This is a genomic window from Enterobacter sp. WP_7_1, from assembly GCF_003688535.1.
Taxonomy (GTDB): domain Bacteria; phylum Pseudomonadota; class Gammaproteobacteria; order Enterobacterales; family Enterobacteriaceae; genus Enterobacter; species Enterobacter asburiae.
This window is the reverse complement of record NZ_REFK01000001.1, coordinates 1756158-1769706: the sequence shown is the minus strand read 5'-3', so window position 1 is coordinate 1769706 and position 13549 is coordinate 1756158. Positions and strand designations below refer to the sequence as shown.

General features: G+C 54.5%; 14 protein-coding genes. 13 read left to right on the top strand and 1 reads right to left on the bottom strand.

Annotation, left to right across the window (positions count from 1 at the left end; translation table 11 throughout):
- Positions 1-37: 37 nt before the first annotated feature.
- Entirely contained in the window at positions 38-1015 is a 978-nt protein-coding gene (pspF, locus tag BJ885_RS08820) for a phage shock protein operon transcriptional activator (RefSeq protein WP_054829758.1), read from the bottom strand.
- Between the two features lie 166 nt (positions 1016-1181).
- Between pspF and pspA the strand changes: the two genes are divergently transcribed.
- The 13 genes from pspA to pgmB all read left to right on the top strand — a co-directional run bounded on the left by pspA (position 1182) and on the right by pgmB (position 13540).
- The gene (pspA, locus tag BJ885_RS08815; RefSeq protein ID WP_029740507.1) at positions 1182-1850 is read left to right on the top strand and encodes a phage shock protein PspA; all 669 of its coding nucleotides are present in this window, start codon (positions 1182-1184) and stop codon (positions 1848-1850) included.
- Between the two features lie 49 nt (positions 1851-1899).
- Entirely contained in the window at positions 1900-2124 is a 225-nt protein-coding gene (gene pspB / locus BJ885_RS08810; protein ID WP_023312045.1) for an envelope stress response membrane protein PspB, read from the top strand.
- Positions 2124-2483, top strand: coding sequence for an envelope stress response membrane protein PspC (pspC, locus tag BJ885_RS08805; RefSeq protein ID WP_023312044.1), 360 nt, complete (start codon positions 2124-2126; stop codon positions 2481-2483). Before pspB ends, pspC begins: the two co-directional genes overlap by 1 nt.
- Before the next feature lie 12 nt (positions 2484-2495).
- Positions 2496-2720 carry a phage shock protein PspD gene (pspD, locus tag BJ885_RS08800; RefSeq protein WP_023312043.1) on the top strand — a complete coding sequence of 75 codons (225 nt, stop codon included), beginning with the start codon at positions 2496-2498 and terminating at the stop codon, positions 2718-2720.
- A 197-nt stretch (positions 2721-2917) separates the two neighbouring features.
- On the top strand, positions 2918-4615 hold the full coding sequence (locus tag BJ885_RS08795; protein ID WP_121931735.1) for a sugar phosphorylase: 1698 nt from the start codon (positions 2918-2920) through the stop codon (positions 4613-4615).
- 14 nt (positions 4616-4629) lie between these two features.
- Complete coding sequence (locus tag BJ885_RS08790) at positions 4630-5922, top strand: ABC transporter substrate-binding protein (RefSeq protein ID WP_121931734.1); 1293 nt, start codon at positions 4630-4632, stop codon at positions 5920-5922.
- 22 nt (positions 5923-5944) lie between these two features.
- Complete coding sequence (locus BJ885_RS08785) at positions 5945-6826, top strand: carbohydrate ABC transporter permease (RefSeq protein ID WP_121931733.1); 882 nt, start codon at positions 5945-5947, stop codon at positions 6824-6826.
- On the top strand, positions 6813-7655 hold the full coding sequence (locus BJ885_RS08780; protein WP_121931732.1) for a carbohydrate ABC transporter permease: 843 nt from the start codon (positions 6813-6815) through the stop codon (positions 7653-7655). The genes BJ885_RS08785 and BJ885_RS08780 overlap by 14 nt, the downstream gene beginning before the upstream one ends.
- Positions 7656-7683: 28 nt before the next feature.
- Complete coding sequence (locus BJ885_RS08775; protein ID WP_121931731.1) at positions 7684-8736, top strand: zinc-binding alcohol dehydrogenase; 1053 nt, start codon at positions 7684-7686, stop codon at positions 8734-8736.
- 17 nt (positions 8737-8753) lie between these two features.
- Positions 8754-9542, top strand: a complete 789-nt coding sequence (locus tag BJ885_RS08770; protein ID WP_121931730.1) for a sugar phosphate isomerase/epimerase — start codon at positions 8754-8756, stop codon at positions 9540-9542.
- Between the two features lie 11 nt (positions 9543-9553).
- Positions 9554-10612 carry a Gfo/Idh/MocA family protein gene (locus tag BJ885_RS08765; protein ID WP_121931802.1) on the top strand — a complete coding sequence of 353 codons (1059 nt, stop codon included), beginning with the start codon at positions 9554-9556 and terminating at the stop codon, positions 10610-10612.
- Positions 10606-12885, top strand: coding sequence for a glycoside hydrolase family 65 protein (locus BJ885_RS08760; protein ID WP_121931729.1), 2280 nt, complete (start codon positions 10606-10608; stop codon positions 12883-12885). The genes BJ885_RS08765 and BJ885_RS08760 overlap by 7 nt, the downstream gene beginning before the upstream one ends.
- Positions 12875-13540 carry a beta-phosphoglucomutase gene (gene pgmB / locus BJ885_RS08755; RefSeq protein WP_121931728.1) on the top strand — a complete coding sequence of 222 codons (666 nt, stop codon included), beginning with the start codon at positions 12875-12877 and terminating at the stop codon, positions 13538-13540. Before BJ885_RS08760 ends, pgmB begins: the two co-directional genes overlap by 11 nt.
- Positions 13541-13549 lie beyond the last annotated feature (9 nt).

Here is a 13549-nt window from a genome sequence, read left to right as displayed (position 1 = left end):
GCTTCGTAAAAATGTCTGCGGGTAAGTGCTGATATTGTCAGCGCATTTGATGCTTTTTGAGCAATGCCCTTAACTGATGGTAGGTCAGACCCAGCAGTTCAGCCGCCCGTTTCTGGTTATATTTTGCCGTCTTCAGGCTTTGCTCCAGCAGCTGTTTCTCCTGGTCGTTCTGGAAGTGGCGTAAATCAAGGGGGAGGGTAGGGAGATCGCCTGAAGACGTTGGTGCGGACAGCGGCGGCACGCTGCGCTGAAAAGGATCGATAATGATGTTGTCCAGCTCCGTCTCGCTGCTGCCGTGACGATAGACGGAACGCTCCACGACGTTTTTCAGTTCGCGGATATTTCCCGGCCAGTGGTAAGCAAGCAGCGTCTCCTGCGCATAATCGCTGAAGCCGGGGAACAGCGGCAGGCCGAGCTCGCGGCACATCTGAATCGCAAACTGGTCTGCCAGCAGCATGATGTCGCTTTTGCGCTCGCGCAGCGGAGGAAGCTGAACGACGTCAAAGGCCAGGCGGTCAAGCAGGTCGGCACGGAATTTCTCCTCCGCCACCATCTCCGGCAGGTTGGCGTTAGTGGCGCACACCAGGCGCACGTTAACCTGCAGCGGCTGGCTACCGCCGACGCGCTCCAGCTCGCCGTACTCAATCACGCGCAGCAGTTTTTCCTGTACCAGCATGGGCGCGGTGGCCAATTCATCAAGAAACAGCGTACCGCCGTCGGCGCGCTCAAAGCGTCCGGGATGGCGCTTCTGGGCGCCGGTAAACGCGCCCGCTTCATGGCCGAAGAGCTCGGTGTCGAGCAGGTTTTCATTCAGCGCCGCGCAGTTAAGGGAAATAAAGGGGCCGTCCCAGCGCCCGGATAAATAGTGCAGACGGTTGGCTATCAGCTCTTTCCCCGTTCCGCGTTCACCGATGATCAGCACCGGCTTGTTGAGCGGCGCCAGGCGAGAGACCTGTTCCAGCACTTCAAGGAAACTGTTTGCTTCGCCGAGTAAATTGTCTTTGTATCCAGGCATGATGAAATTAACCACTCCTTAGCGATTTTCACCAGGCAAGAATAGTTCTTCACTGCATGAAAATCAATCAGGTTCATTAAAATCAATAAGATAAAAAGTTGGCATGATGTTTGTATTATCTGTACAGCAGGGCATAGCCCGATAACAGAACTATGAGGATTAGATTATGGGTATTTTTTCTCGTTTTGCCGACATCGTGAACGCCAACATCAACTCGCTGCTTGAGAAAGCAGAAGATCCGCAGAAGCTGGTCCGCCTGATGATTCAGGAGATGGAAGACACGCTGGTTGAAGTGCGTTCTACCTCCGCCCGCGCGCTGGCGGAGAAAAAACAGCTTACGCGTCGCATTGAACAAGCTACCGCTCAGCTGAACGAATGGCAGGAAAAAGCGGAACTTGCGCTGCGCAAAGATAAAGAGGATCTGGCCCGCGCGGCGCTGATTGAAAAACAGAAGCTGGCCGATATGGTCGCGACGCTCGAGCATGAAGTGACGCTGGTGGACGACACGCTCACTCGTATGAAGAAAGAGATTGGTGAGCTTGAAAACAAACTGAGCGAAACCCGCGCGCGTCAGCAGGCGCTGACCCTGCGTCACCAGGCGGCAAGCTCCTCCCGCGACGTGCGTCGTCAGCTGGACAGCGGTAAGCTGGATGAAGCAATGGCGCGTTTTGAATCGTTTGAACGTCGTATCGACCACATGGAAGCAGAAGCCGAAAGCCACGGCATCGGCAAGCAGAAGTCGCTGGATCAACAGTTCGCCGATCTGAAGGCTGATGATGAAATCAGCGAGCAGCTGGCGGCACTGAAAGCCAAAATGAAGCAAGACAACCAATAATAATTCCTGCGGCACCTGAGCGTGCCGCATCATAAGACAAGGAGTACACATGAGCGCGCTTTTTCTGGCCATTCCCCTGACAATTTTCGTGCTGTTCGTTTTGCCGATTTGGCTATGGCTGCACTACAGCAACCGTTCTTCTCGGGGCGAACTCTCCCAGAGTGAACAACAGCGTCTGGTGCAGCTCTCCGACGAGGCGAACAAAATGCGCGAACGCATTCAGGCGCTGGAAGCCATCCTGGATGCTGAGCATCCAAACTGGAGGGACCGTTAATGTCTGGACTGAATCTGAACAAAAAGCTGTGGCGTATTCCACAGCAGGGCATGGTGCGCGGCGTTTGTGCCGGGCTGGCTCACTATCTTGATGTCCCGGTCAAACTGGTCCGCGTGGTCGCGGTGCTATCGATCTTCTTCGGCCTGGCGTTTATTACCCTTGTGGCATACATCGTCCTGTCGTTTGTCCTTGACCCGATGCCGGAAGGAGAACTGGCTGCGGAGGGAGCCCCGACCAGCAGCGATCTTCTCAATGCGGTTGATGAGCAGCTCGCCGCAGGTGAGAAGCGGCTACGGGAAATGGAACGCTATGTCACGTCGGATACCTTTACGCTGAGAAGTCGCTTTCGTCAGCTTTAAGAGAGAGATGAGATGAAACAACACTGGCAACAGGCCGGTCAGAAGGTAAAACCCGGCCTGAAAATCGCAGGTAAACTGGTCCTGCTGACCGCGTTACGGTTCGGCCCGGCAGGTGTGGCGGGTTGGGCAATTAAATCCGTAGCCCGCAAGCCGGTCAGAATGGTGCTGGCCGTGGCGCTAGAACCGCTGTTGCAAAAGGTGGCAAAACGGCTTTCTCGCCGCTACTTATCCCAATAATTCCTGCTGGCGTTAGCCCTTTCCCTTACGGGAGAGGGACTGGCGACGGTTAACCGCATTTCCTCTTTTCCCCGTTCTTTCTTTGCGGCAGCTCACAATATTGCGCTGAGCTGCTTTGCAATCACCTTTTTCTCCTTTCTGGTCCGTTGACAGATATTTTTCATGGGAGTAGATTGCCACTTCGTGGGACCGCTACCATGGAAAATAAAGTGAATACAAAAATTAAAGAACTCATTAATCTTGTTTACGGGGAAACGTTTTCTGAAGCCCATCTTAATGTGCTGCTGGAAAATATTGGAAAGGCCGCTTCTGTTATTACGGAAAAACGTAAAACGGGTTGGGATGAAAAAGACGTTGTCCTGATCACCTATGCCGATCAGTTTTCAGCGAAAGGGGAGAAGGCTCTGCCTGTTTTTACGCGTTTTTATAACAGGTGGCTTTCTCATTCTTTTTCTCATGTCCATCTCTTGCCTTTTTATCCATGGTCTTCAGACGACGGGTTTTCTGTTATTGATTATCATGAAGTTGCACCGGAAACCGGAACGTGGCGAGACGTTGCTGAATTAAAACAGTCAGCCAGTTTAATGTTTGATTTCGTCTGTAACCATATGTCGGCCAAAAGCATATGGTTCGCTAATTACCTGAAGCAAATACCAGGATATGACGATTTCTTTATTTCTGTCGATCCTGAAACAGACTTATCCGCGGTGACGCGTCCGCGTGCTTTACCGCTTCTTACGCCTTTCACGCTGCATGACGGCAGCGTGCGACACCTGTGGACCACCTTCAGCGAGGACCAGGTCGATCTCAATTTCGCCTCTCCGCAGGTGCTGATCGCGATGGTCGACGTGCTGCTGCATTACCTGATTGAAGGGGCGCGATACATACGTCTGGATGCTGTAGGCTTCATGTGGAAACTACCCGGAACAAACTGCATCCACCTTGAGCAAACCCATCAGCTCATCCAGCTTTTCCGCGCCATTACCGAGGCTGTCGCCCCTGGAACGGTGATTATCACCGAGACGAACGTTCCGCATAAAGATAACGTTGCTTACTTCGGTGACGGCGAAAATGAAGCGCAGATGGTTTATCAGTTCTCTTTGCCCCCGCTGGTGCTGCATGCGGTGCATTCTCAGGACGTCCGGACGCTGAGCCAGTGGGCAGCGTCGCTGACGTTGCCTTCCACGAAAACCACCTGGTTTAACTTCCTGGCCTCGCATGACGGGATTGGTCTGAATCCGTTACGCGGAATTTTACCCGAGTCGGAAATCCTCTCGCTTGTGGAAAAACTTCAGGCTGAAGGGGCGTTGGTTAACTGGAAAAATAACCCGGATGGAACACGCAGTCCTTATGAAATTAATGTGACCTATCTGGATGCTTTAAGTACGCGTAACAGTCCTGACAGCCAACGGATCGCCCGGTTTATTCTGGCGCATGCCGTCCTTTTAAGCTTCCCCGGCGTACCCGCGGTTTATATTCAGAGCATTCTCGGCTCGCGTAATGACTATGCAGGTGTTGAACGCCTGGGATACAACCGCGCAATAAATCGTGAGAAATACGCTGCGGGACAAATTGATAGCGTGCTTGAAGATAAAAATAGCCTGCGTTCTCAGGTCTATTGCTCATTAAGTCAGTTGATCGCGCTGCGTCGGGCCGAAAAAGCATTCCATCCTGACAGTGAGGCTTATTTCAGTGCGTCAGGTGAACATGTATTAAAAATCGTTCGCGTGGCGAATTGTGGCGAAAAAATAACGGCGCTGTTTAATTTCAGTGACGGCATTCAAACGGTGGAATCCGATATTCAATCCGGAACGGAATTAATTTCCGGGAAAGATATTACAGATAAAACGCTGACCCTATATCCATGGCAGGTGTTGTGGATTAAAGAAAACTAAAAAGGACCTTAAAAATGAAAATGCCCAGAATTGTGCTGATTTCAGCACTGGTTTCGTGCGCCTTGTTATCAGGCTGCAAGGACGACAAAAAGTCTGCTGTCACTATTGAGTTTATGCACTCGTCAGTTGAGCAGGAGCGCCAGGCTGTAATCACGAAGCTTATCGAAAAGTTCGAGAAAGAGAACCCCGGCATCACGGTGAAACAGGTGCCGGTCGAAGAGGATGCCTACAACACCAAGGTCATTACGCTCGCCAGAACGGGCGCGCTGCCCGAGGTGATTGAAGTCAGCCATGACTACGCGAAAGTCATGGACAAGGAACAGCTTCTGGATCGCAAAGCTATCGGTGAAGCCATTAAAGCGGTAGGCGAGAGCACCTTCTATGACGGCATTTTGCGTGTTGTTCGTACAGAAGACGGTTCTGCCTGGACTGGGGTGCCAGTCAGCGCCTGGCTATCCGGCGTCTGGTATCACAAAGATGCGCTTGCTGCGGCGGGTATCCAGGAGCCGCATAACTGGGAACAGCTGCTGAAAGCCAGCCAGAGGCTCAACGACCCGGCCAAAAAACATTACGGCATTGCGCTGCCCACCGCCGAAAGCGTGATGACGGAGCAGGCATTCTCCCAGTTTGCGCTTTCCGGCGGCGCGAACGTTTTTGATGCCAAAGGGAACGTCGACATCGATACCCCTGAAATGGCAAAAGCCCTGGCGTTTTATAAAGATCTGGCCGCGACCACCATGCCGGGTTCAAACGACGTCATGGAGATCAAAGATGCCTTCATGAACGGTTCTGCGCCGATGGCGGTGTACTCCACCTACATCCTGCCGGCGGTATTCCAGGACGGAAACCCTGCCAATCTGGGCTTCGTCGTCCCAACAGAAACCTCTTCTGCTGTTTACGGCATGGTCACGTCGCTGACGATTACCACCGGTCAAACCGAAGATGAAACTCAGGCGGCTGAAAAGTTTGTGACCTGGATGGAGCAGGCTCAAAACGCAACCGACTGGGTCATGATGTCGCCTGGCGCGGCACTGCCGGTGAACAAGCTGGTGGTGGGCACCGATACCTGGAAAAACAACGATGTGATCAAAGCGTTTGGACAACTGCCTTACGAACTGATTGCGCAGTTCCCGAATGTGCAGGTGTTTGGCGCGGTGGGGGACAAAAACTTCACACGCATGGGCGATGTTACCGGGTCCGGCATCATCAGTTCCATGGTGCATAACGTCACGGTGGGGAAAAAAGATCTCAGCAACACGCTTAGTAACAGCCAAAAGCGTCTGACCGATCTGATTTCACAACGATAGGAGCGCTCTGCGGAAGGAAATTATGAAGACGTTGTTTTCTGGTCGTTCAGATATGCCTTTCGCCATGCTGCTGTTGGCCCCCAGCCTGATTTTGCTGGGGGGCCTGGTGGCCTGGCCAATGATTTCCAATATTGAAATCAGTTTCTTACGTCTGCCGCCCAACCCGCGTATTGATGCGGTGTTCGTCGGGCTGGATAACTACATCCGCATTCTGGGAGATGCTGCGTTCTGGCACTCCCTGTGGATGACGTTCTGGTATACCGCGCTGGTGGTGATCGGCAGCACGGGGTTGGGGTTGGCGGTTGCGATCTTCTTTAACCGTGAATTCCGTCTGCGGAAAACGGCACGTTCACTGGTGATTTTGTCCTACGTCACCCCGTCCATTTCGCTGGTGTTTGCATGGAAATACATGTTCAACAACGGCTACGGCATTGTGAACTATCTGGGCGTTGACCTGCTGCATCTGTATGACCAGGCACCCCTGTGGTTCGACAATCCTGGCAGCAGCTTTGTACTGGTGGTGTTGTTCGCCATCTGGCGCTACTTCCCGTACGCGTTCATTTCGTTCCTCGCGATTTTGCAGACCATTGATAAGTCGCTGTATGAAGCGGCGGAAATGGACGGCGCGAATGCCTGGCAGCGTTTTCGAATCGTTACGCTGCCCGCGATTATGCCGGTGCTGGCAACGGTGGTGACGCTCCGCACTATCTGGATGTTCTACATGTTTGCGGATGTCTATCTGTTGACGACCAAGGTCGATATTTTGGGCGTCTACCTATACAAAACGGCATTCGCTTTCAATGATTTGGGTAAGGCTGCGGCGATCTCCGTCGTGCTGTTCGTGATCATCTTCGCGGTGATTCTGCTGACCAGAAAAAGGGTAAACCTCAATGGCAACAAATAAACGCGTACTGAGCCGTATTGGTTTTTATCTCGGTCTGGCGGTATTCCTGGTCATCACGCTTTTCCCGTTCTTCGTGATGCTGATGACGTCATTCAAGAGCGCTAAAGAGGCCATATCGCTGAATCCGACCATTTTGCCTCAGGTGTGGACGCTGCAGCATTACGTCGACATCTTTAACCCGCTGATTTTCCCGTTTGTGGACTATTTCAAAAACAGCATGGTGGTGTCGCTGACCTCCTCGGTAATTGCCGTATTTCTCGGCACGCTGGGGGCTTACGCCTTGTCCAAACTGCGTTTTAAAGGCCGCACGACGATCAACGCAAGTTTTTACACCGTCTACATGTTCTCCGGAATATTGCTGGTGGTGCCGCTGTTCAAAATCATCACTGCCCTTGGGATTTACGACACCGAGCTGGCGCTAATTATCACCATGGTGACCCAAACGTTACCGACAGCGGTGTTCATGCTGCGCAGCTATTTCGACACCATCCCGGACGAAATCGAAGAAGCCGCGATGATGGACGGCCTTAACCGCCTGCAAATCATCTTCCGAATCACCGTGCCGCTGGCGATTTCCGGGCTCGTGTCGGTGTTTGTCTACTGCTTCATGGTGGCGTGGAACGACTATCTGTTTGCGTCCATTTTCCTGTCCAGCGCCAGCAATTTCACCTTGCCGGTCGGGCTGAACACGCTCTTTAGCACGCCAGATTACATCTGGGGTCGCATGATGGCGGCATCACTGGTGACGGCGCTTCCGGTGGTCATCATGTACGCCCTGTCTGAACGTTTTATTAAAAGTGGTTTGACCGCCGGCGGCGTGAAGGGCTGAGGCGGCCAATTTTAACAAGGAGTCAGTCATGAAAAAATTAGTAGCGACAGCGCCACGCGTGGCGGCGCTGATGGAATATGAAGATCGTGCTGTGGGAGCACATGAAGTGAAAATTCGCACCCGCTTTGGCGCGCCGAAGCACGGCACTGAAGTCGTGGATTTCCGCGCGGCAAGCCCGTTTATTGACGAAGAGTTCAACGCGGAGTGGCAGATGTTCACGCCGCGTGAAGAGGGGGCGGCCCGCGGGATCGAATTCGGTAAGTTCCAGCTGGGCAATATGATTGTTGGCGAGATTATCGAATGCGGTGATGACGTCACTGAATATCAGATCGGCGACAGCGTCTGCTGCTACGGCCCGCTGCAGGAAACAGTCATCGTTAACGCGGTGAACAACTACAAGCTGCGTAAAATGCCGCAGGGTGCCTCCTGGAAAAACGCCGTTTGCTACGATCCGGCGCAGTTCGCCATGAGCGGCGTGCGAGATGCCAACGTCCGCGTGGGCGACTTTGTGGTCGTGGTCGGTCTGGGAGCCATTGGGCAGATTGCGATTCAGCTGGCGAAAAAAGCCGGTGCGTCAGTGGTTATCGGCGTTGATCCAATCGAACATCGCTGTGAGATCGCCTGTCGCCACGGTGCGGACCACTGCCTGAATCCAATCGGTACCGATGTGGGTCTTGAAATCAAAAAATTGACCGGGAAGCAGGGCGCGGACGTGATCATCGAAACCAGCGGCTTTGCAGATGCGCTGCAGTCCGCGCTGCGCGGGCTTGCCTACGGCGGCACCATCTCCTATGTAGCTTTCGCAAAACCGTTCGCGGAAGGCTTTAACCTTGGCCGCGAAGCGCATTTCAATAACGCGAAGATTGTCTTCTCCCGCGCCTGCAGTGAACCCAACCCGGACTACCCGCGCTGGAGCCGCAAGCGTATTGAAGAGACCTGCTGGGAACTGCTGATGAACGGCTATCTGAATTGTGACGATCTGATCGACCCGGTCGTGACCTTCGCCACCACCCCGGAAAGCTACATGACGTATGTCGATCAGCACCCGGAACTCAGTATCAAAATGGGCGTCACTTTTTAAGCTAAGGACAGCAAATCATGAAGATCGCAACACAAAACCAGGCCTTTTTCCCAACCAACATCATGGAAAAATTCGAGTACATCAAAGCGATGGGTTTTGATGGCTACGAAATTGACGGCCGCCTGCTGGTTGAAAACCTCGACGACGTAAAAGCCGCTATTAAAGCCACCGGTCTGCCGGTGACAACGGCCTGCGGTGGATACGATGGCTGGATCGGTGATTTCATCGAAGAGCGTCGTCTGAACGGATTAAAGCAGATTGAACGCATTCTGGAAGCGCTGGCTGAAGTGGGCGGCAAGGGCATTATCGTGCCTGCCGCGTGGGGGATGTTTACCTTCCGTCTGCCGCCAATGACCTCTCCACGCAGCCTGGACGGTGACCGCAAAGCCGTAAGCGCCTCCCTGCGCTGGCTGGATGAGGTGGCGGCGCGCACCGGAACAACCGTCTACCTGGAGCCGCTGAACCGCTATCAGGATCACATGATCAACACCCTGGCTGACGCGCGTCGCTATATCGAAGAGAACGGCCTGAAGCACGTGCAGATCATCGGCGATTTCTATCATATGAACATCGAAGAAGACTCGCTGACGGACGCGCTGCATCAGAACCGCGATCTGCTGGGCCATGTGCACATCGCAGATAACCACCGCTACCAGCCGGGCAGCGGCAGCCTCGATTTTGCCAGCCTGTTCGACCAGCTGCGTGCCGATAACTATCAGGGATACGTGGTGTATGAATGCCGTGTTCGCGCCGAGGATCCGGCTCAGGCATACCAGGACTCACTCATTTATCTGCGTGAATGCTAAGGATGACGAGCGTGATGAGTGCTTCTACACCTTCGCCTCTGCGCGTCGCCATCATTGGCGCCGGGCAGGTCGCGGATAAAGTGCATGCCTCGTATTACGCCACGCGCAGTGATGTTCAGATGGTGGCTGTCATGGACAGCCATCCTGAACAGGCTCGGGCGTTTGCGGAACGTCATGGTATTCCCTCGGTATGGCAGGATGCGCGAGACATGCTCGAGGCGGTTAAGCCGGAGGTGGTGAGCGTCTGTTCGCCTAACCGGTTCCATTTCGAGCACGTCATGGCAGCGCTGGAAGCTGGCTGCCACGTGATGTGTGAAAAACCACCTGCTATGACGCCGCAGGAGGCCGATCGGATGCGCATGGCCGCGCGCAAGGCGGGAAAAGTGCTGGCGTATGATTTTCACCATCGTTTTGCTCTCGATACGCAACTGCTGCGTGAGGCTGTGGTGAAGGGGGCGCTGGGAGAAATTTATTACACCACGGCGCAGGCGCTACGCCGCTGCGGGGTTCCCGGCTGGGGCGTCTTTACCAACAAAACGCTACAGGGCGGTGGGCCGCTGATTGATATCGGCATCCATATGCTCGATGCCGCGATGTACGTGCTGGGGTTCCCGGCGGTAAAAAAGGTGACGGCACATAGCTTCCAGAGGCTGGGAAACCGTAAAAGCAGCGGCCAGTTTGGCGCGTGGGATCCCACGCAGTTTACCGTTGAAGATGCCCTGTTTGGCACCATTGAATTTTGTAACGGCGGCATTCTGCGTCTGGACACGTCGTTTGCGCTCAATATCCGCGAACAATCCATCATGAACGTCGCATTTTGCGGTGAAAAGGCTGGCGCCATGCTGTTCCCGGCGCACATCTACAACGACGAAGCCGGGACTTTAGTCACCCTCACGCAGCGTGAAGAAGCTGACGATCGGCGTCATATGCGCAGTATGGATGCCTTTGTGCGGCATGTGCAGGGAGAGCCCGTCATGATCGCTGATGCAGAGCAGGGGCTGGTTATCCAGCAGCTTGTCGCCGCGCTGTATGAATCAGCAGAAACAGGGGAAAGCGTGACGTTATGCTAAACGTGTCTGTATTAACCGACCCGGGCTTTTGTCCACACAGCCTGAATAAATACGCCTCCATCATGGCCTGCGGTAATGGCTACATGGGGATCCGCGCTGCGCACGAAGAAGATTACACCCAGCAAACCCGAGGCATGTATCTTGCGGGTCTCTATCATCAGGCGGGTCGCAACGAGACCACTGAGCTGGTCAATCTGCCGGATATCATCGGTATTGATGTTGAGCTGGATGGCGTCAATTTCACGCTCCTGTCAGGCGAAATTCTCGAGTGGCAGCGCGAGCTGGCGTTTGCCAATGGTGAACTTCGTCGCAGCGTCGTCTGGCGCTCGCCTGACGGGAAACGCTATCGTCTGGAAAGTCGTCGTTTTGTGTCGCTGGACCAGTTGCCCTTAGTGGCTATGCAGCTTTCGATCACACCGCTCGATGCCGTCGCGCAGGCCGTGCTGAAAACCGGCATTGATGCAACGCAAACGAACAGCGGCAGACAGCATCTGGATGAAATGTCGGTCAGAGTATTCGATCAGGAATACATGCAGGGCGTGTATGAAACGCAGGACCGTACGTCTGAGATTGTTGTTTCAGCGTATTGTCAGCTCTCAGCGAAGAGCGACAGCTGTTTCACCGCCAAAAATCGTCGTCTCAGCGCTCATCATTCGCTGACGATTGCGAAGGGTGACACCGTCACGCTTGAAAAAATCGTTTGGGTGGCACATCGCAGTGATAAGGCACTGTCGCAGGCATCTTTCGCCCGCAACGCGTTGGCCGATCTCAAAGTCTGTGCGGCAAGAGGCTACGACGCCTTACTGGAGAGTTCGGCGTGTGCCTGGCAAGAGGTCTGGCGCGACGCTCGGGTGGAGGTGGACTCTACGGAGTATCAAGATCAGATGGCGCTGGATTACGCCGTCTGGCATTTGACGGCCATGACGCCAGCCCATGATGAGCGAAGCAGTATCGCCGCCAAAGGGCTGACGGGCGAGGGATATAAAGGCCACGTCTTCTGGGATACCGAAATTTTCCTGCTGCCTTTCCATCTCTTCACTCGCCCACAAACCGCCCGTAGCCTGCTGCGCTATCGCTGGCTCAATCTGGCCGGGGCGCGGGAAAAAGCCCGTCGCAACGGCTGGCCCGGCGCGCTGTTCCCATGGGAGAGCGCCGCCAGCGGCCTGGAAGAGACGCCGGAGTTCGCGGCTATTAACATCCGAACCGGCACGCGCCAGAAGGTGGCCTCCGCGCTGGCGGAACACCACATCGTGGCGGACATTGCCTGGGCCGTCGTCGCTTACTGGCAGGCGACGCACGATGAGACCTTTATGCGAAATGAAGGTCTGACGCTGCTGATAGAAACCGCTGCGTTCTGGATGGGACGCGCAACGGAAATCAATGGTCGTCTCGAAATCCATGACGTCATCGGACCGGACGAATACACCGAGCATGTGAACAACAACGCTTATACCAACTATCTGGCCTGGCACAACGTCGCCTGCGCTCGCCAGTTTATGGCGATTTTTGGGCGCGAGGATGAAGGTTTTACGCAGAATGCCACACGGTTCCTGACGCGCTTATGGCTGCCGGAGGCCAATCCAGACGGTGTGATCCCGCAGGATGATACCTTCATGGCAAAACCTGCCATCGATCTGAGCCGCTACAAAGCCAAAGCGGGTAAGCAGACCATTCTGCTCGATTATTCCCGCGCGGAAGTAAACGAGATGCAGATCCTTAAGCAGGCCGATGTGGTGATGCTCACCTACCTGTTGCCGGAGCGGTTTACCCTGCAGCAGTGCGCCGCCAATCTGGCGTTCTACGAGCCCCGCACGATCCATGATTCTTCGCTAAGCAAGGCCATTCACGGCATTGTGACTGCCCGCTGTGGTGACGTCGAAGGTGCATACGCCTTCTGGCGCGATGGCGTCGCTATTGACCTTGGGGACGACCCGCACAGCTGCGATGACGGAATTCACGCCGCTGCGACCGGCGCTATCTGGTCCGGCGTCATTCAGGGCTTTGCCGGTATGCAGATTGTAGAAGGGGAACTGCACCTTGCGCCCAGGTTGCCGGCCCACTGGCGAAGACTTGCTTTCCCCCTGCGCTGGCGGAACGCAACGCTGCACTTCACCTATGAAAATGAGGTGTTAACCATTGAAGCTTCAGCGCCTGCCACGCTGACGCTGTGGGGCAAAACGCTACATCTATCGGGGCGGAAAATTTGCGCTTATAAGGATTTTCTTGCATCTGAAAATGGGACCGCTACCACGGAGGGGCGCCATGATGCTTAAGGCTGTTGTATTCGATCTGGACGGTGTGATCACCGATACCGCACACCTCCATTTTCTGGCCTGGCGTGCAGTGGCGGATGAAATCGGCATCACCTTCGACGAAGCGTTTAACGAACAGCTGAAGGGGATTAGCCGCATGGATTCCCTGCAGCGCATCCTGAAGCATGGCGGGAAAGAGAGGACGTTTAGCGATGAGCAGTGCTTCGCGCTGGCGACGAAGAAAAACGCGCTCTATGTCCAGTCTCTGGCGTCGCTAACGGAGGATTCACTGCTTCCCGGTATTCGCGGCGTGCTGGCGGATATCCGTGCGGCGAAGGTCAAAATTGGGCTCGCCTCCGTTTCCCTGAATGCCCCGGGGATCCTGCACGGGCTGGGCATTCATCAGGCCTTCGATTTTTGCGCCGATGCTTCCCGTATTCGCCGCTCAAAACCAGACCCGGAGATCTTCCTCGCCGCCTGTGCAGGCCTGAATGTGCGTCCTGATGCGGTTATAGGTATCGAAGATGCACCTGCAGGCGTTGAGGCGATCAACGCGGCGGGAATGCTATCGGTTGGGATTGGAGCTGGCCTGAACCATGCGGGATTACAACTTCATTCAACGCGGGAACTGACCTGGAAATGCCTGACCGAGTTTTGGGCATCCCGGACGTATTGATAAGGAATT

Bases quoted from the DNA above. Each gene is read 5' to 3' on its own strand.
- pspF (WP_054829758.1), bottom strand. From the start codon at position 1,015: ATGCCTGGATACAAAGACAATTTACTCGGCGAAGCAAACAGTTTCCTT.
- pspA (WP_029740507.1), top strand. From the start codon at position 1,182: ATGGGTATTTTTTCTCGTTTTGCCGACATCGTGAACGCCAACATCAAC.
- pspB (WP_023312045.1), top strand. From the start codon at position 1,900: ATGAGCGCGCTTTTTCTGGCCATTCCCCTGACAATTTTCGTGCTGTTC.
- pspC (WP_023312044.1), top strand. From the start codon at position 2,124: ATGTCTGGACTGAATCTGAACAAAAAGCTGTGGCGTATTCCACAGCAG.
- pspD (WP_023312043.1), top strand. From the start codon at position 2,496: ATGAAACAACACTGGCAACAGGCCGGTCAGAAGGTAAAACCCGGCCTG.
- BJ885_RS08795 (WP_121931735.1), top strand. From the start codon at position 2,918: ATGGAAAATAAAGTGAATACAAAAATTAAAGAACTCATTAATCTTGTT.
- BJ885_RS08790 (WP_121931734.1), top strand. From the start codon at position 4,630: ATGAAAATGCCCAGAATTGTGCTGATTTCAGCACTGGTTTCGTGCGCC.
- BJ885_RS08785 (WP_121931733.1), top strand. From the start codon at position 5,945: ATGAAGACGTTGTTTTCTGGTCGTTCAGATATGCCTTTCGCCATGCTG.
- BJ885_RS08780 (WP_121931732.1), top strand. From the start codon at position 6,813: ATGGCAACAAATAAACGCGTACTGAGCCGTATTGGTTTTTATCTCGGT.
- BJ885_RS08775 (WP_121931731.1), top strand. From the start codon at position 7,684: ATGAAAAAATTAGTAGCGACAGCGCCACGCGTGGCGGCGCTGATGGAA.
- BJ885_RS08770 (WP_121931730.1), top strand. From the start codon at position 8,754: ATGAAGATCGCAACACAAAACCAGGCCTTTTTCCCAACCAACATCATG.
- BJ885_RS08760 (WP_121931729.1), top strand. From the start codon at position 10,606: ATGCTAAACGTGTCTGTATTAACCGACCCGGGCTTTTGTCCACACAGC.
- pgmB (WP_121931728.1), top strand. From the start codon at position 12,875: ATGATGCTTAAGGCTGTTGTATTCGATCTGGACGGTGTGATCACCGAT.